General features: G+C 71.1%; 28 protein-coding genes. 14 read left to right on the forward strand and 14 right to left on the reverse strand.

The features are described 5' to 3' along the window. Nucleotides 1-167 precede the first annotated feature (167 nt). Nucleotides 168-680, forward strand: a complete 513-nt coding sequence (locus ACZ466_RS19775; protein WP_378285367.1) for a methyltransferase family protein — start codon at nt 168-170, stop codon at nt 678-680. Nucleotides 681-981: 301 nt separating this feature from the next. Here the strand turns inward: ACZ466_RS19775 and ACZ466_RS19780 are convergent, their stop codons facing one another. The 4 genes from ACZ466_RS19780 to ACZ466_RS19795 form a co-directional block, all read right to left on the reverse strand. Continuing rightward, nucleotides 982-1,524, reverse strand: a complete 543-nt coding sequence (locus tag ACZ466_RS19780) for a hypothetical protein (RefSeq protein WP_378285368.1) — start codon at nt 1,522-1,524, stop codon at nt 982-984. Between the two features lie 118 nt (nt 1,525-1,642). After that, entirely contained in the window at nt 1,643-2,269 is a 627-nt protein-coding gene (locus ACZ466_RS19785) for a GAP family protein (protein WP_378285369.1), read from the reverse strand. 268 nt (nt 2,270-2,537) lie between these two features. Continuing rightward, nucleotides 2,538-3,797 carry an IS701 family transposase gene (locus tag ACZ466_RS19790; protein WP_378293577.1) on the reverse strand — a complete coding sequence of 420 codons (1,260 nt, stop codon included), beginning with the start codon at nt 3,795-3,797 and terminating at the stop codon, nt 2,538-2,540. Nucleotides 3,798-3,838: 41 nt separating this feature from the next. Continuing rightward, a complete protein-coding gene (locus ACZ466_RS19795; RefSeq protein WP_378282895.1) occupies nt 3,839-4,357 on the reverse strand; it encodes a DinB family protein in 519 nt (172 codons plus the stop codon). Nucleotides 4,358-4,492: 135 nt separating this feature from the next. On the opposite strand from ACZ466_RS19795, the gene ACZ466_RS19800 reads away from it, so the two are divergent. Beyond that, nucleotides 4,493-5,662, forward strand: coding sequence for a Kelch repeat-containing protein (locus ACZ466_RS19800; RefSeq protein ID WP_378282896.1), 1,170 nt, complete (start codon nt 4,493-4,495; stop codon nt 5,660-5,662). Between the two features lie 10 nt (nt 5,663-5,672). Here the strand turns inward: ACZ466_RS19800 and ACZ466_RS19805 are convergent, their stop codons facing one another. Next, a complete protein-coding gene (locus ACZ466_RS19805; protein ID WP_378282897.1) occupies nt 5,673-6,218 on the reverse strand; it encodes a dihydrofolate reductase family protein in 546 nt (181 codons plus the stop codon). Between the two features lie 20 nt (nt 6,219-6,238). Continuing rightward, complete coding sequence (locus tag ACZ466_RS19810) at nt 6,239-6,748, reverse strand: cupin domain-containing protein (RefSeq protein WP_378282898.1); 510 nt, start codon at nt 6,746-6,748, stop codon at nt 6,239-6,241. Nucleotides 6,749-6,830: 82 nt separating this feature from the next. Here ACZ466_RS19810 and ACZ466_RS19815 point away from each other — a divergent pair, with 82 nt between their 5' ends. Next, nucleotides 6,831-7,340, forward strand: a complete 510-nt coding sequence (locus tag ACZ466_RS19815) for a MarR family winged helix-turn-helix transcriptional regulator (RefSeq protein ID WP_378282899.1) — start codon at nt 6,831-6,833, stop codon at nt 7,338-7,340. Nucleotides 7,341-7,388: 48 nt separating this feature from the next. On the opposite strand, the gene ACZ466_RS19820 is transcribed toward ACZ466_RS19815, so the two are convergent. Then, on the reverse strand, nt 7,389-8,063 hold the full coding sequence (locus tag ACZ466_RS19820) for a hypothetical protein (protein WP_378282900.1): 675 nt from the start codon (nt 8,061-8,063) through the stop codon (nt 7,389-7,391). 77 nt (nt 8,064-8,140) lie between these two features. On the opposite strand from ACZ466_RS19820, the gene ACZ466_RS19825 reads away from it, so the two are divergent. The 4 genes from ACZ466_RS19825 to ACZ466_RS19840 all read left to right on the forward strand — a co-directional run bounded on the left by ACZ466_RS19825 (nt 8,141) and on the right by ACZ466_RS19840 (nt 10,221). After that, entirely contained in the window at nt 8,141-8,719 is a 579-nt protein-coding gene (locus ACZ466_RS19825) for a TetR/AcrR family transcriptional regulator (protein ID WP_378282901.1), read from the forward strand. A 95-nt stretch (nt 8,720-8,814) separates the two neighbouring features. Then, nucleotides 8,815-9,129, forward strand: a complete 315-nt coding sequence (locus ACZ466_RS19830; RefSeq protein ID WP_378282902.1) for a hypothetical protein — start codon at nt 8,815-8,817, stop codon at nt 9,127-9,129. Continuing rightward, nucleotides 9,086-9,628 (forward strand): hypothetical protein, encoded by a 543-nt coding sequence (locus ACZ466_RS19835; protein WP_378282903.1) that lies wholly within the window; start codon nt 9,086-9,088, stop codon nt 9,626-9,628. The genes ACZ466_RS19830 and ACZ466_RS19835 overlap by 44 nt, the downstream gene beginning before the upstream one ends. A gap of 53 nt (nt 9,629-9,681) precedes the next feature. After that, nucleotides 9,682-10,221: an RDD family protein gene (locus ACZ466_RS19840; protein ID WP_378282904.1), complete on the forward strand. Its 540-nt coding sequence runs from the start codon at nt 9,682-9,684 to the stop codon at nt 10,219-10,221. A 328-nt stretch (nt 10,222-10,549) separates the two neighbouring features. On the opposite strand, the gene ACZ466_RS19845 is transcribed toward ACZ466_RS19840, so the two are convergent. After that, on the reverse strand, nt 10,550-11,872 hold the full coding sequence (locus tag ACZ466_RS19845; protein WP_464043897.1) for an XRE family transcriptional regulator: 1,323 nt from the start codon (nt 11,870-11,872) through the stop codon (nt 10,550-10,552). Nucleotides 11,873-12,081: 209 nt separating this feature from the next. Here ACZ466_RS19845 and ACZ466_RS19850 point away from each other — a divergent pair, with 209 nt between their 5' ends. Next, nucleotides 12,082-12,348, forward strand: a complete 267-nt coding sequence (locus tag ACZ466_RS19850; RefSeq protein WP_378282906.1) for a hypothetical protein — start codon at nt 12,082-12,084, stop codon at nt 12,346-12,348. A gap of 377 nt (nt 12,349-12,725) precedes the next feature. On the opposite strand, the gene ACZ466_RS19855 is transcribed toward ACZ466_RS19850, so the two are convergent. Then, on the reverse strand, nt 12,726-13,523 hold the full coding sequence (locus ACZ466_RS19855; protein WP_378282907.1) for an alpha/beta fold hydrolase: 798 nt from the start codon (nt 13,521-13,523) through the stop codon (nt 12,726-12,728). A 111-nt stretch (nt 13,524-13,634) separates the two neighbouring features. Here ACZ466_RS19855 and ACZ466_RS19860 point away from each other — a divergent pair, with 111 nt between their 5' ends. Next, the gene (locus tag ACZ466_RS19860) at nt 13,635-14,045 is read left to right on the forward strand and encodes a hypothetical protein (protein ID WP_378282908.1); all 411 of its coding nucleotides are present in this window, start codon (nt 13,635-13,637) and stop codon (nt 14,043-14,045) included. Here ACZ466_RS19860 and ACZ466_RS19865 read toward each other — a convergent pair. Then, on the reverse strand, nt 14,032-15,108 hold the full coding sequence (locus tag ACZ466_RS19865) for a hypothetical protein (protein WP_378282909.1): 1,077 nt from the start codon (nt 15,106-15,108) through the stop codon (nt 14,032-14,034). The genes ACZ466_RS19860 and ACZ466_RS19865 overlap by 14 nt on opposite strands. Before the next feature lie 181 nt (nt 15,109-15,289). Between ACZ466_RS19865 and ACZ466_RS19870 the strand changes: the two genes are divergently transcribed. Continuing rightward, nucleotides 15,290-15,709, forward strand: a complete 420-nt coding sequence (locus ACZ466_RS19870) for a hypothetical protein (RefSeq protein ID WP_378282910.1) — start codon at nt 15,290-15,292, stop codon at nt 15,707-15,709. A 481-nt stretch (nt 15,710-16,190) separates the two neighbouring features. On the opposite strand, the gene ACZ466_RS19875 is transcribed toward ACZ466_RS19870, so the two are convergent. Next, complete coding sequence (locus ACZ466_RS19875) at nt 16,191-16,712, reverse strand: MarR family winged helix-turn-helix transcriptional regulator (protein WP_378282911.1); 522 nt, start codon at nt 16,710-16,712, stop codon at nt 16,191-16,193. 99 nt (nt 16,713-16,811) lie between these two features. On the opposite strand from ACZ466_RS19875, the gene ACZ466_RS19880 reads away from it, so the two are divergent. From ACZ466_RS19880 to ACZ466_RS19895, 4 genes are all read left to right on the forward strand, one after another. After that, nucleotides 16,812-17,234 carry a PPOX class F420-dependent oxidoreductase gene (locus ACZ466_RS19880; RefSeq protein WP_378282912.1) on the forward strand — a complete coding sequence of 141 codons (423 nt, stop codon included), beginning with the start codon at nt 16,812-16,814 and terminating at the stop codon, nt 17,232-17,234. A gap of 44 nt (nt 17,235-17,278) precedes the next feature. After that, complete coding sequence (locus tag ACZ466_RS19885; RefSeq protein WP_378282913.1) at nt 17,279-17,404, forward strand: hypothetical protein; 126 nt, start codon at nt 17,279-17,281, stop codon at nt 17,402-17,404. Between the two features lie 91 nt (nt 17,405-17,495). Then, nucleotides 17,496-17,957: a nitroreductase/quinone reductase family protein gene (locus ACZ466_RS19890; RefSeq protein WP_378282914.1), complete on the forward strand. Its 462-nt coding sequence runs from the start codon at nt 17,496-17,498 to the stop codon at nt 17,955-17,957. Between the two features lie 42 nt (nt 17,958-17,999). Continuing rightward, entirely contained in the window at nt 18,000-18,563 is a 564-nt protein-coding gene (locus ACZ466_RS19895) for a DUF6069 family protein (protein WP_378282915.1), read from the forward strand. Nucleotides 18,564-18,646: 83 nt separating this feature from the next. Here ACZ466_RS19895 and ACZ466_RS19900 read toward each other — a convergent pair whose 3' ends face one another. The 3 genes from ACZ466_RS19900 to ACZ466_RS19910 all read right to left on the reverse strand — a co-directional run bounded on the left by ACZ466_RS19900 (nt 18,647) and on the right by ACZ466_RS19910 (nt 21,859). Beyond that, nucleotides 18,647-19,114, reverse strand: coding sequence for a hypothetical protein (locus tag ACZ466_RS19900; RefSeq protein ID WP_378282916.1), 468 nt, complete (start codon nt 19,112-19,114; stop codon nt 18,647-18,649). Nucleotides 19,115-19,307: 193 nt separating this feature from the next. Next, the gene (locus ACZ466_RS19905) at nt 19,308-20,156 is read right to left on the reverse strand and encodes a LuxR C-terminal-related transcriptional regulator (RefSeq protein ID WP_378282917.1); all 849 of its coding nucleotides are present in this window, start codon (nt 20,154-20,156) and stop codon (nt 19,308-19,310) included. Nucleotides 20,157-20,221: 65 nt separating this feature from the next. Beyond that, the gene (locus ACZ466_RS19910) at nt 20,222-21,859 is read right to left on the reverse strand and encodes an AMP-binding protein (protein WP_464043898.1); all 1,638 of its coding nucleotides are present in this window, start codon (nt 21,857-21,859) and stop codon (nt 20,222-20,224) included. Nucleotides 21,860-21,888 lie beyond the last annotated feature (29 nt).

The following is a 21,888-nucleotide window of genomic DNA, read 5'->3' on the forward strand; positions in this document are numbered from 1 at the left end:
CGACACTGACGAACGGCCGCCCGCAAGGAACCTAGAAGCCGAATCCTGTTCGGTCAACCCGTTCGATCACATCGCGCCGAATCTCACCCCCTCGACGCCCCGCGCCCGCCGGACTACTCTGGGACGAGGAATTCATCATGCGTTGAACTCTTGAGGCCGGTGAGCCCATGACCAGGAGCACGAAGAAAGCGGCCCTCGTCAGCGTCGCGTTCTCCCTCATGCCGATCACCGTCGCCCTGCTGGTGCCGTGGTGGCTGACCGGGCTGGAATCCGGCGACGCCCTCGCCTCGTGGTGGCCGCTGCGCGCGGCGGGCCTGCTGCTGTTCCTGCCGGGCCTGTACGTGATCGCGCACGCGTTCCGGCGGTTCGTCGTGGAGGGGCTCGGGGCCCCGCTCCCCGCCGCGGCTCCCGAACGCCTCGTCGTCGGCGGCTTCTACCGCTACGTCCGCAACCCGATGTACGTGGCGATCCTGGCGATGGTCCTGGGCGAGGCGCTGCTGCTCGTCCGGCCCGTCCTCCTCGTGTACGCCGCCGTCGTGTGGATCGTCCCGGCCGCCTACGTGCGCTGGCGCGAGGAGCCGGTCCTCCTCCGCCGCTTCGGCCCCGAGTACGAGCGGTACCGCCGCGCCGTCCCCGCCTGGATCCCCCGCCTCCACCCCTGGCACCCCGGCCCCACCTGACCACCGTCCGCGAGCACTCGCCCCTGCGCGCGGCCGGCCACCACCGCGGCCTGCTCAGTGCGTGCAGCGGCGTGGGCAGCCCCCCTCCGGCCTGCCGGAGAGGGGCTGAGGTGGTGTTCGGGCCGGTGCTCGCGGCCCGTGCTCGAACACCCTTCGTCCTGCCCGTCGTTCACCGGAACGGGCCTTGCTCGTTCAGGCGCGGCGGCGTGACGTACGGCGCGCGGTCCGGCGCGAGGTGCGCCGAGCGACCCTACGGCTTCCGAACATCATCGTGCTCCTTTCCTTCCGTACCCGGTGACGTTCACCTGCGCACCGCGGCCGTTTCGAGATCGTGCAGCTGCTTGGCCTCCTCGGCCGTGTACATCCCGATCTCGACCAGGTCGAGGGGGCTGATGAACGCATCGGCGATCCGGTAGCCCCCGGCGCGCAGCACCGCGTCGCGCAGCGGCACCGCCCAGTGGTGTTCCAGCAGCACCAGCGCGGCGGCGGAGTCGTTCGGGATGTCCGCCACCACGTCCCAGGCGTCCTCCTCGTCGAGGGCCCCCGCGCCACCGGCCATCGCCTCGGCACCGGCCTGCGCCCCGGCCTCCGCGCCCTCCTCGCCTTCGATGCCCAGGCCGATGAGGGCACCGATCTTGGTGCCGAGTTCGATCGCCTCGTCGGTGCTGAGGTTGCTGAGGTGCTCCACCTCCAGATTGCCGTCCTCGTCCTTGTAGACGGCCAGCGAGTCGATCACGCGCACCGTGTCGCTCTCGCGCAGCCGCTCCAGCTCGTCGATGATCTCGCCGTGGAAGTCGGGCCGTTCGAATCCCAGGACGACCAGTTGAACAGGTCCGATGGCCATGCCGTCTCGTCTCCGTCGGCGGACCGCCCGGTGCGGTCCCTCCCCAGCAGCATGTCCGGGCGACGGCGGACGGCGTATCACCTGCCGCGGGTGACATGCGCCGCGGGCCGCCCGGTCCTCAGAGGATGATCAGGATGAAGATCAGGCAGCAGATGATGTTGATGAGCCAGCTGTGGGTGTTCATCCACGTGCGAACACCGGGCATGGCGCGTTCGGCGCGCTTGTGGAACAGCAGCAGGGCGAGCAGCGGCAGCGCCGCGATCAGCACGGTGAGCCCGAGGAACGGCAGGGCGGCGACCACGCCCAGGTGGTGCTGCTCCAGGTGGGCCCCCACGGTCAGCATGATCACGATGTCGGAGGGCATCAGGACGATCACCAGGAAGCCGGTCATGAGCGCCCGGCGGGGAGTGGCCTCCATGAGCGTTCCGAGCCACTTGGGCGGCTCGATCGTCGCCCGCTTGACGTAGTTGCGCAGCGCGGCGGCGATCAGCAGCGCGACCAGCACATACTGGATGATCTTGCCCACGGATCCGTTGTCGGCGGGATCGCCCAACGACACGCTGCCGCCCAGGAGCGCGAAGACGCCGCGGGTGATGGTGACCCCGATCGCCACGGCGACGGCCACCCCGAGCAGGAACGCCAGGGAGACGCGCACCGGCCGCTTCGTGGTCACCAGGATGATGGCCGACATGATCTGCGGTCCCGCCATCATCGTGATGGCCAGCGGAAGGATCTGGAGATCCAACGCTCCCCCTCTGGCTCGCGGCGTGCCGTCGGGCGACGCCCGCGCGAGCCCGTCCACAGCGCGGACCCTTCCCGCACGCGCCGTCGCGAAAGGGAGACCGGCGACGAACTATCCGCCGCCGGACGCGTTCTTGACCACGGTGTGGTTCTTCCTCGGGCCCCTAGTAGGGCTTTGTTAGTTCGTCATGGTGGGTGCTGGTGGCATGTGGGGCATCGGCCGCTCCAGGTGGCGAGCAGCACTTGGAGCTGTTTGAGAATCTTGTAGAGACTCAGGCCGCCCCGGCCGCTTTTGGGCTGGCCAGGCGTAGTTCGGTGAGGAAGAGGTGTGCGGCCGAGGCCAGGGTGACGTGGCGGTGCCAGCCGGTCCAGGAGCGGCCCTCGAAATGGGTGAGGCCGAGGCCGGTCTTGAGTTCGCGGTAGTCGTGTTCGATCCGCCAGCGGATCTTGGCCAGGCGTACGAGGGTCTTGATCGGGGTGTTTTCGGGCAGCGTGGAAAGCCAGTAGTCGGTGGGCTCGGGCTCACCGGGCGGCCACTCGGCCAGCAGCCAGCACGCGGGCACACTGCCGTCGGCGGCTTTGGGGATGTCCCGGTTGGCGGGACGTACCCGGATCGCGGTGAAGCGTGAACGCAGTTTGGCGGTGGGGTTGGCCGCGGTCTTCCTGGTGCCCTGGCGCCAGGTCACCCGCCGCAGGCTCGCGCGGCCGGCGGCCAGCACCAGGTCACGGAGGTTGGAGGCATCCCCGGCGTAGCGTGGCCCGGGCGGGCGGCCGCGTCCGCAATAGGCCGGCGTGACCGGCACCGCGTCGCCGTCGTAGGCGCTGGTGGCGGCCTTGACAGCCATCACATAGCCGATGCCGCGCTCGGTCAGTCCCAGCCGGAAGGTGGTGTTGTCGCCGTATCCGGCGTCACCGACGACCAGCGGCGGCATGTGCCCCCAGGCGGCCAGTTCGTCGATCATGTCCAGGACGAGCCGCCATTTGGGACGATGCCGTACCTGATCGCCGATGCCGCAGCGCCTGCGCCGCTCGGCGATCCGCCCCGCCTCCTGCGGATCGGCGGCCAGCGTGTCATCCCACCGCTCGGGCATGAACAAACGCCAGTTCAGCGGGGCCGAGCAGGCGTCGGTGACCGCATGCACGCTCACCGCGATCTGGCAGTTGGTCACCTTGCCCGCCGTCCCGGTGTACTGCCGGGCCACACACGGCGACCCGTCCCCGTCCTTGAGGTGTCCGGTGTCGTCCAGAAGCCACGCCTCCGGCTCCACCACCCGCAGCGACCGATCCGCCAACCTCCGCCGCACCGCCACGAAATCCCACGTCGAGGACGTGATGAACTGCTGCAGCCGCTGATGATCGACCCCCAGGCGCTCGGCCATCGGCTGCATCGACTTACGCCGCCCGTCCAGCATCAGCCCCCGCAGATACAGCCCGCCGTTCAAGCGCTGCTCACGACGCGCGAACGGCGTGAAAATCTCACCCGCGAAGTCCTCAAGACGGCCACGAACCTCAGCCAGCTCAGCCGGAGTCACACCAAGATCATCCCATATGATACCGAACTAACAAAGTCCTACTAGGGAGCGGCTTGGCCTTCCGCGTCCTCACGGAGGACCTGCTCGCGGAGGATGTCCGCGTGGCCGCAGTGCTGGGCCAGCTCACGCAGCATGTGGAGGTAGACCCAGCGCAGTGGAAGCGGGCCCCGGCGGTTGCCCCGCACGAGGTCGTCCAGCGCCAGCTCCGCCGTGGCCCGGCGGGACGCCGCGCACGCCTTCCGGTAGGCCCGCTGGACGGAGGCGATCGTGTCACCGTCGTCGAGATCGTAGGACTCGTCGGGCGAGTCCGGAATGCCGATCTCGGCCCGCGACCGGCACGCGACCGCCTCGTCGAACCAGACCTTCTCCACGAACGCGGCGTGCTTGACCAGCCCCAGCAGCGTGGTCTTGGACGCGACCAGCGACCGGCGCGCCTGCTCCTCGGTCAGCCCGTCCAGGCTGTCGTGCAGCGCGGACCGGTGCTCATCGAGGAACGTCTCGAACTGATCGCGGAACGGCGCGTGGAAGACCGCGGGTTCCATCGACGGCATGTCGACCATGACCGCAACGATAGAGCCGCGGTGAGTTCACCCTGGCGCCCCTGCCACCCTTAACCCTCAGTATTCGACATATCACTCAGCGGGCTCGATGCCCGACACTCGGTGGTCGTACCGAGACTGGAGGGTGTCGTGGTCATGGGAGCGACGGGGGCGGCGCGCACGGCCGAGGCCGCGGCTGCGCCGGGCGGGTGGTCGGCGGCGGGCGAACTGCCGAAGGCCACGTGGCTGGCCACGAACACGGCGGTGCTGCTCGGCGGCGGCGAGGTCCTGCTGGCCGGCGGCGAGGACGCGCGGCGCAACGCGTTCGGCGAGGCGACGGTGTACGACCCGGCCGCCAACACCTGGACGCCCACCGCGAGCCTCACCACGACCCGCAGGCTGCACACGCTCACCCTCCTCGCGGACGGCCGGGTCCTGGCCGCCGGCGGGGTCGGCGGGGCGTTCTCCCTGCCGCCGGGCGAACTCGCCTCGGCCGAGATCTACGATCCGGCGACGGGAACGTGGACGCCGACCGGAAGCATGCGCCAGGCCCGCTACTTCCACTCCGCGACCCCGCTGCCCGACGGGAAGGTACTGGTCGCGGGCGGCACCTCGATCCGCAGCGCGGAGTCGTACCGGACGCTCGACTCGGCCGAGCTGTTCGACCCGGACACCGGCACCTGGTCCGAGACCGGCCCGATGACCGACGTCCGCACCGGGCACCCCGCCGTCCCGCTGGGCGACGGCCGGGTGCTGGTCGCCGGGGGCACGGTGATCGTCACCCGCGACGACGGCGCCGGCATCGCCCACTGCGAGACCTACGATCCCGCGGCCGGAACGTGGACGCCGACCGGGAACCTGGTCACGCCGCGGATCGACGCGCGGGCCGTGCCGCTGCCGGACGGCACGGTGCTGCTGACCGGCGGCGGGCAGGGCATCTTCCAGAACTGGGCCTACAGCCCGTACAGCCTGTCCTCGACCGAACGCTACGACCCGGCGACCGGCCGGTGGAGCGCGGCCGAGGACATGCCGTGGGCCCTGAGCTTCCACTGCGCCGTGCCGCTGCCGTCCGGGAACGTGCTGGTGGTGGGGGGCACCGACTCCGGCTGCGTGGACGTCGGCTACCGGGAGGCGTTCGTCTACGACCCGGCCGCGCGGACCTGGAGCGTCACCGAGGGGCTGAGCACGGGCCGCTGGGACTTCGCGGCCGTGGGCCTCGGCGACGGGCGCGTGCTGGCCGCGGGAGGCATCACTTTCGGCCCGCTCGCCACGGCCAGCGGCGCGGCCCTCCAGTTGACCGCCACAGCCGAGGTCTTCACCCCCTGACCCTCGACCGCTACGCGGTCGGCCTGTAGGTGTGGACGACGACGCCGGAGGTGAAGGTGGTGGTGTCGGCCAGTTCGATCCCGATGACGCTGTCGGGGCGGAAGAGGGGCTCGCCCCGGCCCTTGAGGACGGGGTAGATCCAGACCCGGTATTCGTCCAGCAGGCCGTGGGCGGCGAGGCCGTCGGTCAGCCGGCCGTTGCCCCAGATGAGGATGTCCTGGCCGTCCTGCTCCTTGATCTTGGCGACCTGGTCGGCCAGTTCGCCGCCGGGGATGACGACCGTGGGGTTCCAGGCGGTGGTGTCGACCGGCTGGGAGGCCACGACGTACTTGGTCATGGCGTTGACGTGGTCGGCGTAGGGGTTGCCGCCCATGTTCGGCCAGGCCTGGGCCATGCCCTCGTAGGTGACGCGGCCGAGCAGCAGCGCGTCGCAGCCGGTGGTCATGGCGAAGGCGTAGCCCATGGCGTCCTCGCTGTTGTACTGCAGCGACCACTCGTGCGGATTGTCGATGAAGCCGTCGAGCGTGGCATAGGTCGAGGCGATGATCTTGCGCATGATGACTCCCTGGGTTGTGGTCAGGCCGCGCGGACGTGGCGCCAGGCGGCGCTGTCCACGAAGTGGTTGTCGAAGCGTTCCTGCGTGCGCTGGATCTCCTGCGGGTCGGCCTGGCCGCGGCGGACCCGGTCGAGCAGGCGGAAGTAGTCGAACCGCTCGACGCCAGGGGTGAGCACGATCAGCACGTCGGCGGCCGAATCCGGTGCCGCCGCGAAGGCGTGGGTGGTGTGCGGTGGCACGACCAGGAGGTCTCCCTCCCTCGCGGTGACCACCTCGTCGTCGATGAGCACCTGCAGACGCCCGTCGAGGATGAAGAACATCTCGGCCGAGTCCCGGTGGTAGTGCGGGGTCGCCCCGTCCTTGCCCCGGCCCAGGGTGCTGCGGTGACTGGTCAGGAAGCCGCCGGTGGCCGGGAGGTCGGCCAGCAGCCTCAGGGTGCCCGGCGCCGGACCGAGGACCTCGGCCTCGTCGCGGCGTACCAGGACCGGCCGGGCTCCGGCCGTGTGGTGCGGATGCTGTGGCTCGCTCATGGCAAGGATGATTCCACGTCTGATAGTACGATGTCAAACTATTCTGGATCGAATAGTGTCGCCATCGAAGTACAGTGGGTCCATGGACTCCGCAAGCGCAGACTCCCCGGACGCGGTCGACGGCGTCATCGAGGCCTGGCACCGCGAACGCCCCGACCTCGACCTGACCGCGATCGCCGCCGCCGGCCGCCTCGGCCGCCTCTCCCTCCTCCTGGGCCCGGCCCAGGAGAAGGTGTTCACCACCTTCGGCCTCCAGCGCGGCGAGTTCGACGTGCTCGCGGCGCTGCGACGCTCGGGCGAGCCCTACATCCAGAGCCCTTCCCAGCTGTCGCAACTGCTGATGCTCTCCCGGGCCGGGATGACCAACCGGCTGGACCGGCTGGAAAAGGCGGAGTTCGTCGAACGCACACTGGACCCCGGCGATCGGCGCAGCTTCCAGATCCGCCTGACCGAACGCGGATACGCCACCGTGGACACCGCGATGACGGAGCACACCGCCAACGTCACTCGCCTGCTGTCAGCCCTGGACGACCAGGAACTGGGCACCCTGGACGACCTGCTCCGCAAACTCCTGCGCGGCCTGAGCGGCTGAAAAGGTCCGGCCCCGCGCGATGGACGATCCGCGGCCCGCGGGTCACGGTCAGCCTTCCCGGCGGGCCGGTGCGCCACGGCTCCTTCGGTGAGCGAACACGGCGTAGCCGAGCATCAGGGCGCCACCGGCCAGGGTGCCGGCGGCTACCGGGGCCAGGAAGCCGAAACGCAACCCGATGGAGGCGTGGACGTCCACGCCAGGCCGTCCGTCCAGGCGCATCGCGACCGCGGACCAGGCTCCCTGCGTCTTGTCCCATGCCAACCGGCGGGTGCCCGTCCCGGACGATCGCGCCACCCAGAAGGTCTGGGCGTCCGGCGGCGAGGCGGCCGTCCCGGGCACGCGGCGGAACGACGGCCGCAGCGGGGCCAGCCGGGCCGAGACGAACTCGTCGTAGGAAGTTCCACGCAGGTACGCCTCGACCTGGGCCTTGGGGCCGATGCCGACGAAGATCGGCGTCCCGGGGTCGGCGGCGCGCACCACGATCGTCACCTTGGCGGCCTCGCCGATGTCGGGGTCGGGATCGTCGGCGTGCGCCGTGTCCGCGCCCACCTGGATCTCGTCGGTCTTCAGGGCGGCGGCGGAAGTGGCGAACCGCTGTCCCGGGGTGGCGAAGGAACCGTCCGACCCGGCCTGCGCGGCGGCGGCCACGGCGAAGCCGCACCCGCTCAGCAGCAGCGGTACCCCGACCAGCGTGCTCAGGACGCGGAGCGTGCGAGAGGACATGCGAATCCTTCCGGAGATTGTCATAGCACGACTGTGCTACAAACCGGATGCTAGCACGACTGTGCTATAAAGAGTCCATGCCGAAAGTGGTGGACCCGGCCGCACGCCGGGAGGAAGTGGCCGCGGCCGTCTGGCGGGTGGTCCGGCGCGACGGGCTGGACCGCGCCTCGGTACGGAACGTGGCCGCCGAGGCCGGGCTCTCGATGGGATCGCTGCGGCACTACTTCGGCACCCAGTCCGAGCTGCTGAACTTCACGCTCCACCTGATCATCGAGCGGATCGAGGCACGGATCGCCCGGATCGGCCCGGAGGCCGGCCCCCGCGAGCGGGCCGAGCGGATCCTGGGTGAGGTGCTCCCCCTGGACGAGGAACGGGCCGCGGAGAACCAGGTGTGGCTCGCGTTCAACGCACGCGCCCTCGTCGACCCAGAGCTGCGCGCGCTGTGCGAGAAGGCCCACGACGTCCTGCACGCGGGCTGCCGCGAACTGGCGCGGGCGCTGGCTCCCGGCAGCGACGTGGAACTGGAGACCGACCGCCTCCACGCGCTCGTCGACGGCTTGGCCGTCCACGCCGCCATGCGCCCCGAACGCGCCACGCCCACCCGCATGCGCGCCGCCCTCACCCGCCACCTGGACGCCCTCGGCGACACCCGCTAGTCCGGCGGCCCTTCGGCCCGGTTGGCCGACTCCGGCCCGCTCAGCGTCGTTCCGGTGGTCGATCAAGCGAGGTCGTGCTGACGGGATGGTCCGCTGTGACGCAGAGCCGGGAACCGGGCGGTGAAACGACGTCGGACGCGGTCGGCTCGCTCGGTTGCCTGCCGTTCGGGGTGGCGCCGCTGACGCTGCTGGGCGGTGTGATCGCCCTGGCGGTCGGCGAGGGCGGCTTCTTCGGCGGATCCGACTGGGACACCGCGACCAAGAACTCGGCCGCGCTGCCGGCCATCGCCGCCGCGCTGGTCCTCGGCGGCGCCGGCCGGTCGCCGCCCCTCCAAAGCCGCGTGGAGGGTCGCGGTCGCGGCCGCCGTGCTCCTCGGCCACATCGCGGTGTTCCGGGCCACCGGCGGTGACATCGCCACGAGCATCATGGCCATCCTGGTGATGCTGTTCGGCGGCGGGCCACTGCTGCACCGGGACGTGCGCGCCCACAACGGGGTGTTCGCCCGGTCCCGCCGTCCAGAGGTCCCGGTGCCCGCGTCGGTGGAACACGCGGGCACGGTGTTGGGCTGGCTGTCGTGGGGGCTGGCCGCCATGCTGCTGTTCCTCGCGGTGACCGGCGACGACCTGCTCGGCGGACTGCGATCGTGGGGCGGCTGGATCGCGCTGTGGGGCGCGGTGGCCGCCGCCCACTTCGTCACCGCCGACCAGGTCAAGCGCGGCAAATCCTGGTCGCGCCGGCTCGCCACCGTGCTGGCGGGCGTCTACGGGCTGATCGGCCTCGCACTGCTGGTGTTCGCGCAGGCGATTCCCAGCGCCCTGCTCCTGATGCTGGCCACCCCCGTCGTCCTGCTGCACAGCAGCGAGGCACGGGCCTACCACCGTTCCGTCCCGCCCCGCCGCGGAGCCTGAACCGGTCACGGACGGCGATCGCCAGGGGTGTGCTCGCCGTGGTGTCATTGATCATGGCGAACGAGATCATTCCGGCTCCTTTCCGGCGGCGGGCCGCCGCGGAGTCGATCGACATGGTGCTGCTCGTGGCGGTGTCCGCGCCGCTCTGGGGTCCCCCACTGCGGAACGCGATCCGCAGCTTCCGGCAAGACCAGGCCGACGTGGAGGAGACGCCCCCGCAGGCTCCGCCGAGCCGCGAAAGGGTGCTGAAATGGTTCTTCATGCCGCGGAACCCCTTGCCCCAGAGCACCCCCGAATGGTGGTCGCTCCTGCTCGAACTCGGGTATGAGGTCGTCCCGTCCGTGCTGGGGGGCCGAACCCCGGGGCAGCGCGTGATGGGGCTGCGAACGGTGACCGCACGCGACGGCACCCCGCCCGGACTGAGCACGCTCGCCAGGAGGCTCGGACTGCGCGTGTTGCAACGCTCCCAACCCGAATCACTGGTGGTCGCGACCACGATCGTGGATTTCGGAGCCTGGGCCGTCCGCTCACGGCGGCCGTGGCGCCACCGCCTGATCGGGACCGTCGTCGTGGACGACCGCAAGTTGCCCTGACCAGGCGAGGGGAGCGACTCGGGCGGCGCAGCCTATCAGCCGTCCGCCGCCGTTTCACCCCGTGCCGCGCCCAGGCCCAGCGGACGGGGTGGTCGGCGTCGAGCCGGTCCCGGAAGGTCTCCCGGTTGCCGTTCCACGGCTCGCGGCCGGTCACCGCCCGGTTCAACGACTCGCGAACGACCCGGAACATGACGGTCCGGCGGGGAAGATCGAGCCAGACGTAGGTGTCCGCCCGCGCGATCAGAAGGTCACCGAGCGCGGAGTGGTACTGGTCCTCGGTGACCCAACACCCGTTCCCTACCCGAAACCCTAGGCCGGGAGGTAAGTGTCAGGCGGCGGTGGTCAATTCCCTCAGCTCACGGGCCGCCGGATGCGAGCGCGCCTGCTCGGGGAGCGCCTGCAGGACCATGTTGGCCAGCGAGAGGCGTGCGGTCGTGGCGATGTGCGTGTCCTCCAACGCGGTGAGCGCCCGTTTGAGGCCGGCGTCGATCTCACGTGTCCGGACGAGATGCGCGGCCTGCATCAGCGCGAGGTTCGCGAGGGGCCCCTGCGCCTCGGCTGGATACAGCGACATCGCCCGCGACAATGTCGCGTCCGCCTGCTTGTGACCCGTACGGGTGTGGACGAAGGACTCCACCCAGCGCAGTTGGCTCTCTCTGAACGACAGGGCCGAGAGCTCGTCCGACTGCGGCATCCGCTCGAAAGTCCGATGCAGATCGGCGATCGAAGCACGCGCCTGGGAAGCGTCACCGCGGTCGGCCGCCATGTAGGCGTGGGCTGAGTGAGCACGTGCCAGCCCTCCCGATCGCAGTCCTCGCGACGGCGGGTCGCCCGCCAGCGCCACCGCCTCGTTCACCAGGTCGGTGACGACACGAGCGGGTCGCCTTGCCCAGGCCGCTTCCTCCGCGGCCCGGCCTCGTACCCACACTCGCAAGTCGTGGTCGCCCGACGCGTCAGCGGCTCGCTTGGCCGTGTTCCATGTGACGCGTGCGGCACGCTGGTCGCCCATGTCGCCCACGTCGATGGCCAGGAGGCCCGAGAGGTTGGAGCTGACTCGGAGCAGACCGGCACGTTCCGGGGTCGTGTGCTTGCGTTTGAGCAGTTCCCCGACCGCGATGATGTCGGCGGTCAGGTCTCCGACCAGGGCGCCGGCAGGGCGGGTGACGATCCGCTGGCCGTGCTCGTGGACGACGCGCTCCCACTCAGGGAGGTCCAGCGGGCCGTCGAGCGCGTCCTCGATGCCCGCCAGGACTTGTTCCAGAACGCCCGGGGGGACGGCCGTCCCCGCGCCGATCGCTCCGATGAGCTGCAATGCTGCGCGACGCTTCACTTCGTCGCTCCCATGCTCGGGAACAGGGCTCTCGTTTACGGTACCCACCGGCAGGGTGTACGCCTCTTCCTCTGGGAAGAGGTCTTCTTCGTCCAAGTCGAGCGCGGTCGCGTAGGCGGTGGACCAGTCGCGGGGGAAGTGCTCCCCCTTCTCGTACCCGAGGATCTGCCGGCCGAGGTTCTTGACCCGCGTCGGGTCGTGATGGTCGATGCCCACGGCGGTGAGCAGGCGGCGGGCCATGGCCCACCGTCCCCAGCCGCGCGCCTCGCGTTCGGTCTCCAGGCGCACGGCCCACTCTGGGCGTTCCTCGTGACTCGTCATGGCGGACACCCTTCGGCCATGAAGGGGACCAGGGGAGGGTCCCCTACTGGTCGCCATAATCCTCTGTCCTCGCACCCCGCGCGGCCGATTCACTGACAGTGACCGGATGAGCACCGAGATTTCTTCCTCGCGGTGCCAGGCATGAGGCGGGCTCGGACGCGGTGAGTTCAGCACCGGCCGAGCCCTTGACCGGAAAGGAGGTCCGGCCCATGGGAGAGCGTACGGCCGAGACGGATCCGCTCGCTGCGTTGGGTGCGCATTTGGGTGCGCACGGTTTCGCGGTGGAGTTGACGGTGCGAGGGCTGGTGGTGCGGAACGCGGGGGCGGATTACACGGTCACGTGTAATCCGCGTGCGGAGGATGGGGGGCGGTTGTGGTTCTTCGGTTCGGGGGGTGAGCCGATCGCGGAGTCGGATCACATCACGGACGCGCGGATCTTCGTGATGGTGCGGCTGGCCGGGGGTGGTGAGCGGTGACGGTCGCGGGTGACGTGCGGGTGGAGTTCGAGGTCGGGCGAATCGTGGTCCTGCTGGAGCGGCGGTTCCCGGGGGCGCGGGTGTGGTGGGGCGCGCGGACGGGGTCGTGGTGGGCCGTTGCGGCGGATCGGCACGGGCGGGACAGTCTGGTGGAGGCGGCCAGTCCTGCTGAGATGGCACGGCGGCTGGAGATCGTGCGCGGGCCCCAGGTGATCCAGATGCGGTTCAGGACCGACAGGGCCAGCGCGGAAGGACGGGGCCGACCTGTTCCTCCCAGGGCGCCACGGCGGCGGGGATTGATTCGGCGGTTGCTGGGGTTTTGACGCGGGACGGCCCGGGGCCACCGGCGCGGGTGGTCTCGGACCGTCCCGTTCTCATCAGAGAATCTTGCGCAGGGCTTCGGCGAATTCGTTGGGCTGTCCCAGGAAGCCGCCGTGCTCGCCGGGGAACTCGGCCGGCTCCGTGCCGAGGAGGTCGGCGATGGCCAGGGAGGTCCGGTAGGTGACCAGGCCCTTGGAGTCCGCGCCGACGCCGACGACGACGCGGGACGACGCGGCCTTCAGGGCGGCCACGTCCGGGACGTAGTGGGTGGTGCCGCGCAGCTCGTGGCTGAAGAAGCGCGCGTTGTCGGCCAGGTCCTGCTCGGTGGGCTCGCCTGGAGGGCCGGAGGCTTCTTCGGGCACGTCGAATCCGGCGGCGATCATGAACTTCACCCAGGCGGCGCCCGCGCCGTCGCGGTGGAAGGTCTCGACGATGTCCTCGGTGGCCGCGTGCCGTTCGGCGGCGTCCGGGAGGAGGTCGAGCAGCGGCGGCTCGTGCGCCACGAGCGTGCGGACGCGGCCGGGGTGGCTTGCGACGAGCGCCAGGCCGGTGACCGCGCCGCCGCTGCTGCCGAACACGTCCGCGGACTCGGCGCCGAGGGCGTCCAGGAGGGCGACGAGGTCGGCGGCCCGCAGGTCGGGTGTGGAGTCCTGCTCCGGGTCGTCCAGGCGGCTGCCCGAGATGCCGCGCGGGTCGTGCGTGACGACGGTGAAGTCGCCCGCCAGCGCGTCGGCGAGGGGCCCGAACATCGCGGCGCCCATCGGCGAGCCCGTCAGCAGAAGGAGCGGCCCCGAGCCGCGGACCTCGTAGTACAGGCGCACGCCCGGCGCCTCAAGGGTGTGAGTGGTGGTCATACGGACAAGACCCTGGGCGTCACCGGAAATCATCGCCGCACGGTGAAGTACTCAGCGAGGTTGAGTAGTTCGGCGGTGGGGACGGGCGGGGCTTGGAGGGAGGGTTCGGTTATGAACCTTCGCGGTGTGGTCTCGCATCTGGGTGTGACGGTCCTGGTGTTCGCGGTGAGCATGCTCAACTGGCTGGTCTGGCTTGGGTGGGACCAGAAGCGGGACGTCCAGCCCGACGGGATCGAGACCGGGCCCTACCAGGCGTGGCAGGTGGTCGGGCTGGCGGTCGTCCTGCTCGGGACGGGCGCCGTCGCGGTGTGGGGGCGGCGGGTGGTCGCCGCCCTGGCCGGGAGCGTGCTCGGGACGGCCCTGGCCGCCGGGCTGGACTGGTCGCGCGACGACGGCAGCGGCCTGTGGGTCATCGGCGTGACGCTCCTGGCGCTGGGGGTGCTCGGGGCGGGCGGCTCCACGATGGGCCTGGCCAGCGCGCTGGTCCCGGATCGCCTGAAGGCGTCCTCTAGCCGTTCTTGAGGCTGACCGCCCTCTCGTATCGGCTGACCGCGTCCGGGATCTCCTCCAGGTCCTCGTTCAGCCGGCCCGGGTCGCGCCCGCTCAGCAGCGCCTCGATGATGTCGCGCGGCACGACGACGCTCATCAGGTCGCCCGGGGTGTTGGAGCGGATCAGCGGCACTCCCGTGTACGGGTTGTCGCCCCTGGAGTGCCGGTAGGCCCAGCGGCACGGCCAGGTGCGCACGGCGGTCTCGCCGATGTAGCGGACGGCCCCGTCGGCGAAGTCGTCGGGGAGGTCGGGGCCGGCGAGGAGCAGGGCTTTGAGGGCGGAGAGCGAGGCGGGGGTGAAGTCGAAGGGGAAGTCGGCGGGCAGGTGGCGGGCACGCCAGCGGTCGAGTTCGGCGTCCATGTCGGCGAGCCACGCGTCCAGGAAGGCGCAGGACTCGTCGTCCATGTAGCGGCGGTCGTCCTGCATGTAGTAGTCGAGCGTGCCGGGCTCGGCCGTCGGGGGGTTGCCGGGCGGGCCGAAGATGCCGTGCTCGTCGAGCGGCAGGCCCAGCCCGTCGCGGAGGGCCCTGGCCTGCTCGGGCGTGATCAGCAGGTAGTAACCGACCGAGCCCTGCCCCTCCTCCATGATCTGGAAATAGCCGCGCGGGTCGGAGCCGCCCGGGGCGAGGTCGTGCAGGTTCTCCCAGACCGTCATCAGGTCGAGGTAGCGGGCCGACTGGTGCTCCAGGCTCCACCAGATGGAGTGGCCGTCGCGGCGGAAGTGGAGGAGGTCGTCCTCGTCCTCGTCGTCCTCGTCCTCGAAGAGCTCGATGTCGTCGATGATCATCGAGCCGCCCGCGCAGGCCACCGCCTCCTCGATGAGCCAGGTGTAGCCGTCCAGCAGCGTGTTCACCTTGTCGGGCACGTGGATCGTGAGCCCGAACTCCCGCAGGGCCTCGAAAAGGTCGGGGAGTTCGGCCTCCTCGTCGAGGTCACCCCACTCGGCCACCTTCGCCAGCCCTGCTTCGGCGCGTTCGGAGGTGAGCGCGCGGAGCCGTACGAGTTCGCTTGCCAGGGCGCGGTAGGTATGAGGCATGGCACGCACTGTGCCACAGACCTCCGACACCGCGGCCGGAATCCTGGAGGAGCGCGGACAAGTCAAGGACATTACGCCTTTTCATTTGTCCCTTTATTGTGGGCGGCAGGGGATCCAAAGATGGTGAAGTACGCGTCTGATATTCCATGCACGCAACTTCTCCGAAGGAACGCCCACGCATATGTCCATGACCAGACTGGCCGGCGCCGTCGCCCTCGCGGGCGTGGTTCTCACGTCCACCGGATGCGGCGGGATCCAGGAACGGCTCTTCCCGTGCAACGCCCTCTTCGACGAACTGGACTCCGTGAGCCGGAAGATGCGGTCCTCCGGTCAGGTTGTCGCCCTGTCCTCCGCCGACGCCCCGTTCTTCCGGGACGCCGCGTCCAGGATCCGCAGCCTGGGCACGAGGATCGACAAGGGCGGCCCGGCCGAGGCCAGCAAGATCGCGGCCGAGCTGGACGCGGCCGCCGCCTCACTGAGCAGACTGCCGCCCGGCACCACGTCGACCGCGTACAACGACGGCATGACGGCGGGCGGCGGCTACATCAACAACGAGACGCTCAAGGCCGCCTGCGGCCACGCGCCCGCATCCGGCCCCTGACGCACGCGGCCCGGGGGTGTTCTCCCGAGGTGACCCCAGGACCAAAGTAGCTATGCGTAGCGACCGACACTCTTCGTGCTCGCCATGACTGACCCGTTCTGCGAGACCCCGCAGCGAGCACCGGACGGCCGCGTTCCGAGCGGGCGAAGGCCCGGCACGGCATGGCAGGCCCTGCCGCCGGTCGCGCCAGCCGTCAGGCCGTCATCTTCACCGTCCACGAGCTCAAGCGCCCCGCCCCCAACGCCGCCGACCTCATGACCCTCGCCGCCGGCCTACAAGGTGCCGGGATCCACCTGGAGCCGCTGACCGGGCCGCTGACGGGAATCTACGACCCTGCCGGGCTCGGCGCTGCTCTTCGCCGTCCTGGCCGTCGCCGCCCAACTGGACCGCGACTTCTGCACTCAGGCTCTCCGAAGGCCGATGCGCCGGGCGGCCACGTGGCTGTGAGGGGCTTTGCCCGCCGCGGCCCTGCTGGCGAGATTCAGCGCGGTCCGGGTTCGGAGGCGGCGCGGCAGCGCTGGATGATGCCGGCCATGGTGGCGCGGAACTGCTCGCTGTCGGCCGGGTTAAGGGGTGCGGTGAGGTGGGCGAGTTCGGCGCTGACCTCGGCGTGGAACGCGGTCGCGGCCTGGCGGCCGGTGCGGGTGAGGACTGCCTGCAGGGCGCGGCGGTCACCGGGCACGGGGGCGCGCTGGGCCAGTCCGCGGCGCTCGGCGCGGTCCATCAGGCCGGTCAGGGCGGCCTTCTCGACCCCGAAGCAGCGGGCGAGGTCGGCCATGCCACGAGGGCCGTCCAGCAGCACGCACAGCAGCTTGGCCTGGGCTGGGGTCAGGTCGTGGCGCGCGGACACGGCGGCGTAGATGCCCTGGACCAGGCTGGTCAGCTGCACCAGCCCGGTCGCCACGTCCATGTCCGCCGGGTCCGCGCCGATGCGCGGCGCGCCGGCGGCGCAGCCGAGCCCCGCGGCATGCCCCTCCGTGACCGTTTGCCCCGTGTTGTCCACAGGAATACAGTACACGGGAAATATGGTTAATGCCGCGTACAGTACGCTGGCTTAACCAGACCAAATGTGCAGGTCACGACGTCCACCAGGAGGTTCGCTGTGTCGTTCACCGAAGAGGAAACCGCCTATCTGCGGTCCCAGCGGCTGGCCCGGATCGCCACCGCGGCCCCGGACGGGCAGCCCGACGTGGCGCCGGTGGGATTCGAGTTCGACGGGACGCACGTGTACGTGGGCGGCATGGACCCGGCCAGGACCCGCAAGTTTCGCAACGTGCAGGCCGGCAACCCCAAGGTCGCCATCGTGATCGACGACCTGGTCTCCACCGATCCGTGGACGCCGCGGTACCTGCGCATCTACGGCGAGGCCGAGCTGGTCGAACGCCAGGGCCAGTTCGGCAACGCCCCGTACATGAAGATCACCCCGACGCTGTCGTGGAGCTTCAACCTGGAGGGCCTGCCCTTCACCCACGACCGGCAGGTCGTGGTGCAGCGCACCGTCCACCAGCCCGGCGCCGGGCAGTAACGGCCCGTCTCGCAGGCTGTGGCCGTGGTGGTCCCGCCACCGCGGTGGGCCTGCAGGTGATGCTCGAGGACCTGGCCTGGTGGGCGGCCGCCCTGGACAAGGCCCGCGCCGACGGCGAGCTGATCCCCGGCCGGTTCCGCTTCCGCGCCGCGCTCACCGCTGGGGCCTGATTCCCAGCGCCGCCCGCCGGCCGCGGGCGGCGCCCACCACCACGGCGGCCCCCGCGGCCACCAACCCCCTGTGCCTGTTTGGAGAGGTCAGATGAGCTTCGACACTCCCGCCGGAACCCGCGGCGCGCGCCGGCCGTCCGGGCGGATGATGCGCTGGGTCAACACCCTGCTGGCCCGGCGGATCCGCAAGACCGGCAAGGCCATGGGCTTCAACGCCCTGGTCCTGACGACCATCGGCGCCAAGAGCGGTGCCGAGCGCACCACCCCGGTCGGCTGGTTCCCCGGCCCGGACGGAACCTGGCTGATCGTCGCCTCCGCCGCCGGCGCCGCCGGGAACCCCGCCTGGTACCACAACCTCGCCGCCCACCCCGACCAGGCCCGGATCGAGGTCGACGGCCGCACGATCCCGGTGGTCGCCGACCAGCTGCACGGCGCCGAACGCGCGCAGGCGTGGGAGCAGATCGCCGCCGCCTCCGCCCAGTTCGCCTCCTACCAGGACAAGACCGACCGGATCCTGCCGATCATCCGCCTGTCACCCCGCCCCGCCCCCTGACACCGGGCCCGGGGCCCACTGCGCACGCCAAGGAGCCGGCACATGAGCCACACCCGAACATCCGCCGCGCGCACCACCGCCCGCCGCCCGCTCCAGCCCGCCCGCGTCCTGGCGGCCACCGCCGCGGCGCTGGTCATCGACCTGCTGCTGCTGTGGATCGGGACCGCCGCGGGCGCGTCCCTGGACATCGAGGCGCCCTACGACCTCAACGCCGCCATGGTCGCGCTGGGGACCGTGGTCCCGATGCTGGCCGGCGCCGCGATCGTGTGGCTGCTCGCCCGCTGGTTCCCGGCCTTCCCGCGCTGGGCCGCCTGGGCCGGGCCGGCCGTCGCCCTCGTCTCCGCGGCGATGCCGTTCGCGGTCTCGGCCGACGCCGCCACCGCCCTCGCCCTGGCCGCCATGCACCTGGTCGTCGGGATCGCCTGGCCGGCCGCCCTGCTGCCCGGCGCCCAGCCCGGCCGAGAGCACCGCCACGTCCTGAACCCGGGATCAAGTCGCGGGGCCCCACGGCGTCAAGCCGCCAACCCGAGGTCGAGATGCTCCGGGTCGGGAAAACCCTTGAATGCCAGGGATGCACTACCGCGCTGCGGTACACCCGACTCGTGACGAGCACGAACCGCAACCGTGACTGATCACAAAACTACTTTGGCCCTGGGGGCACGTTCGGGAGAACACCGTCGGCCCCGCGGTCAGTCGCCGTTCATGAAGCGGAGGTTGTCGTCCATCTTGTGGAGGGACTCCACGTAGCCGCGCCACCAGTCGCGGGTGTCGTACAGGGTGGCGCGGCCGTCGTCGGGGAGGTCGGCCAGCAGGGCGGCGTCGAGGGAGTCCAGCAGTTCCTCGGCCTCGCGGCGGACGTCGGCGACCAGGTCGCCCGCCTGGCGCAGCAGGTCGCGCTGCGCCTCGCCGGTCGCCGCCCTGATGGTCGCGGAGAGGAAGGCCGGCTCCATGGTGAGCGCCTGACCGGAGATCTCCAGCTCGGTCAGCCCCTTCCCGTACGCCCAGCCCGCGTTGACCAGCAGGTTCGGGCTCGGCGCGCGGCCGATCGCGGTGTCGTGCCAGCGGACGGCCTCCGACAGCCGCTCCAGATGCTTCTCCAGCGCCGCGATCAGATCGCCGATCATCTGGTCGTCGGGTGCGCTCTCGCTCTCGGACACGGTGCCCCTTCGCCGAATCTGCGTACCGCCCAGCCGTCGATCTTGTTGAGACGGGATGGCGGCAGTAGAAATCGCGGGCGGCGGCGGCCGGGAACCGGCATGAACGACCCGTGCCCAACGGATGTGTCAGATTCGCAGCAAGGACGACCACGGGTTATGCCGGGACGTGACCGGGACCTGTCAAAGGGTGCTGTCAAGGGAGCAGGCCCGCGCGGCGCGCGTCGTTCACCGCCTCCATGCGGGTGTGGCTGTTCAGCTTGCGCATCGCCGACTTCAGGTAGCTCTTCACCGTCGCGGGGAGGAGCCCGAGCTGGCGCGCGACCTGCGCGTTCGTGCAGCCGATCGCCACGTACGACAGGACGTCCAGCTCGCGCGGCGACAGCGACGGCCCCGGCGGGCGCTCCGTCTCGGGCGCGCTGGACGGGTCGGCGCCGGCGGCGGCCAGGCGGGTGGACGCCTCCAGCAGGCGGGCGCGGACACCGGGATCGGTGATCTGGTCGGCGAGGCCGCGCAGCTCGGCGTGCACGGCCCGGACCTCCTCCCAGCGCGCCGCCGCCGGACCGGCCTCGGACGGGGCCGCCGCCCGCGCCAGCGCCTGGTCGGCCTCGTCCTGTACCGCGAGGTCCTGCTCCAGGTCGCGGGCCGCCTGGACGGTCATCGCCAGCACCCGGTCGGCGATCGACAGCGGTTCGCGCAGCGCCCCGTACAGCACCCCGCGGATCTGGCGGCGCACCACGATCGGCACCGCCACGATCGACAGCAGCCCCTCGGCGCCCACCGGGCCGTCGTAGTCGTGGCTGATCGTCGACGCGCGCGGGTAGTCGCTCACCCACACGGGACGGCCCAGCGCCATCGCCTTGCCGCCCAGCCCGTAGTTCCGGCGGACCACCAGCCCGTCGAGGGAGCCCGTGGTGCCGCCGACCAGCTCGCTGATCCGCATCCGGTCGCGGCCGCTGAGCGCGCCGCCGAACACCATCGGGAGGCCGGTCGCGCGCTGCAGCGACAGGACGGCCGTGCGCACCGCCGCGGAGTCGTCACCCATGCTCAGAGCATGCCCGGACGGCGCCGCGGAGTGAAGGGGGAACGGTGATCCGGATCACGCGGCGGTCAGGCGTGCCGGGTGCGGGCCGCCTCGTCCAGGCCCAGGATCCCGACCGCCTCCTCCCGCATCTGGACCTTCCGGACCTTCCCGGTGACGGTCATCGGGAACTCGTCCACCGGATGGACGTACCGGGGGATCTTGTAGTGCGCCAGCCGCCCCGAGCAGAACTCGCGCAGCGCCTCGGCGGTCAGCGGCCCGGCGCCGGGGCGCAGCCGCACCCAGGCCATCAACTCCTCGCCGTACTTCTCGTCCGGCACCCCGATGACCTGCGCGTCCACGATGTCCGGATGGGTGTAGAGAAACTCCTCGACCTCGCGCGGGTACACGTTCTCGCCGCCCCGGATGACCATGTCCTTGATCCGGCCGGTGATGTTGACATAGCCCTCGGCGTCCATGACGGCCAGGTCGCCGGTGTGCATCCAGCGGGCCGCGTCGATCGCCTCGGCGGTCCTGTCCGGCTCCTCCCAGTAGCCGAGCATCACCGAGTAGCCCCGGGTGCACAGCTCCCCGGGCGTCCCGCGCGGCACGGTCGCGCGCGTCACCGGGTCGACGATCTTGACCTCCAGATGCGGGTGGACGGTCCCGACCGTCGACACCCGGCGGTCCAGGGAGTCGTCCGCGCGGGTCTGGGTCGACACCGGGGAGGTCTCGGTCATGCCGTAGCAGATCGCCACCTCGGCCATGCCCATCCGCTCGATGACCTGCTTCATCACCTCCACCGGGCACGGCGACCCGGCCATGATCCCGGTGCGCAGCGAGGACAGGTCGTGGTCGGCGAACGAGTCGTCGTTCAGCTCGGCGATGAACATCGTCGGTACCCCGTACAGCGAGGTGCAGCGCTCCGCCGCGACCGCCGCCAGCGTCGCCGCCGGGTCGAACGCCGGCGCCGGGATCACCACGCACGCGCCATGGCTGGTGGCCGCCAGGTTGCCCATCACCATGCCGAAGCAGTGGTAGAACGGCACCGGCACGCAGATCCGGTCCTCCGCGTCGTAGCCGCACAGCTCGCCGACGAAGAAGCCGTTGTTGAGGATGTTGTGGTGGGACAGCGTCGCGCCCTTGGGGAACCCGGTCGTCCCGCTGGTGTACTGGATGTTGATCGGGTCGTCGGCGCTGAGCCCCGCGCCCGCCTCGGCCAGCCGCGCCGGGTCCCCGACCCAGCCCGCGTCGTGCAGCGCCTGCCACGACTCCCGGCCGATCAGCACGACGTCCCGCAGCGCCTCGCAGCGCGGCCGGACCTCCTCGATCATCGCCGCGTAGTCGGAGGTCTTGAACGAGGGCGCGGCCACCAGCGTCCGCACCCCCGACTGGTTCAGCACGAACTCCAGCTCGTGCACCCGGTAGGCGGGGTTGATGTTGACCAGGATCGCCCCGATCCGGGCGGTCGCGTACTGGACGAACACCCACTCGGCGCAGTTGGGCGCCCAGATCCCGACCCGGTCGCCCTTGGCCACGCCCAGCTCCAGCAGCCCCAGCGCGACCGAGTCGACCTCGGCGGCGAGCTGCTCGTACGTCCAGCGCCGCCCGGTGGCGTACTCGACCAGCGCGTCCCGGTCACCGAACGCGGCGGCGGTGCGGGCGAAGTTCGCGCCGATGGTGTCGCCCAGCAGCGGCCTGCCCGACGTGCCCGACGCATAGGCCAATTCCGTCGACGAGCCGCCTGTGGGGGGAC

This window comes from Actinomadura rugatobispora (assembly GCF_055379765.1).

Coding starts and splice junctions, on each gene's coding strand:
- ACZ466_RS19775 (WP_378285367.1), top strand. CDS start 168: ATGACCAGGAGCACGAAGAAAGCGGCCCTCGTCAGCGTCGCGTTCTCC.
- ACZ466_RS19780 (WP_378285368.1), bottom strand. CDS start 1,524: ATGGCCATCGGACCTGTTCAACTGGTCGTCCTGGGATTCGAACGGCCC.
- ACZ466_RS19795 (WP_378282895.1), bottom strand. CDS start 4,357: ATGGTCGACATGCCGTCGATGGAACCCGCGGTCTTCCACGCGCCGTTC.
- ACZ466_RS19800 (WP_378282896.1), top strand. CDS start 4,493: ATGGGAGCGACGGGGGCGGCGCGCACGGCCGAGGCCGCGGCTGCGCCG.
- ACZ466_RS19805 (WP_378282897.1), bottom strand. CDS start 6,218: ATGCGCAAGATCATCGCCTCGACCTATGCCACGCTCGACGGCTTCATC.
- ACZ466_RS19810 (WP_378282898.1), bottom strand. CDS start 6,748: ATGAGCGAGCCACAGCATCCGCACCACACGGCCGGAGCCCGGCCGGTC.
- ACZ466_RS19815 (WP_378282899.1), top strand. CDS start 6,831: ATGGACTCCGCAAGCGCAGACTCCCCGGACGCGGTCGACGGCGTCATC.
- ACZ466_RS19820 (WP_378282900.1), bottom strand. CDS start 8,063: ATGTCCTCTCGCACGCTCCGCGTCCTGAGCACGCTGGTCGGGGTACCG.
- ACZ466_RS19825 (WP_378282901.1), top strand. CDS start 8,141: ATGCCGAAAGTGGTGGACCCGGCCGCACGCCGGGAGGAAGTGGCCGCG.
- ACZ466_RS19840 (WP_378282904.1), top strand. CDS start 9,682: ATGGCGAACGAGATCATTCCGGCTCCTTTCCGGCGGCGGGCCGCCGCG.
- ACZ466_RS19845 (WP_464043897.1), bottom strand. CDS start 11,872: ATGACGAGTCACGAGGAACGCCCAGAGTGGGCCGTGCGCCTGGAGACC.
- ACZ466_RS19850 (WP_378282906.1), top strand. CDS start 12,082: ATGGGAGAGCGTACGGCCGAGACGGATCCGCTCGCTGCGTTGGGTGCG.
- ACZ466_RS19855 (WP_378282907.1), bottom strand. CDS start 13,523: ATGACCACCACTCACACCCTTGAGGCGCCGGGCGTGCGCCTGTACTAC.
- ACZ466_RS19860 (WP_378282908.1), top strand. CDS start 13,635: ATGAACCTTCGCGGTGTGGTCTCGCATCTGGGTGTGACGGTCCTGGTG.
- ACZ466_RS19865 (WP_378282909.1), bottom strand. CDS start 15,108: ATGCCTCATACCTACCGCGCCCTGGCAAGCGAACTCGTACGGCTCCGC.
- ACZ466_RS19870 (WP_378282910.1), top strand. CDS start 15,290: ATGTCCATGACCAGACTGGCCGGCGCCGTCGCCCTCGCGGGCGTGGTT.
- ACZ466_RS19890 (WP_378282914.1), top strand. CDS start 17,496: ATGAGCTTCGACACTCCCGCCGGAACCCGCGGCGCGCGCCGGCCGTCC.
- ACZ466_RS19895 (WP_378282915.1), top strand. CDS start 18,000: ATGAGCCACACCCGAACATCCGCCGCGCGCACCACCGCCCGCCGCCCG.
- ACZ466_RS19905 (WP_378282917.1), bottom strand. CDS start 20,156: ATGGGTGACGACTCCGCGGCGGTGCGCACGGCCGTCCTGTCGCTGCAG.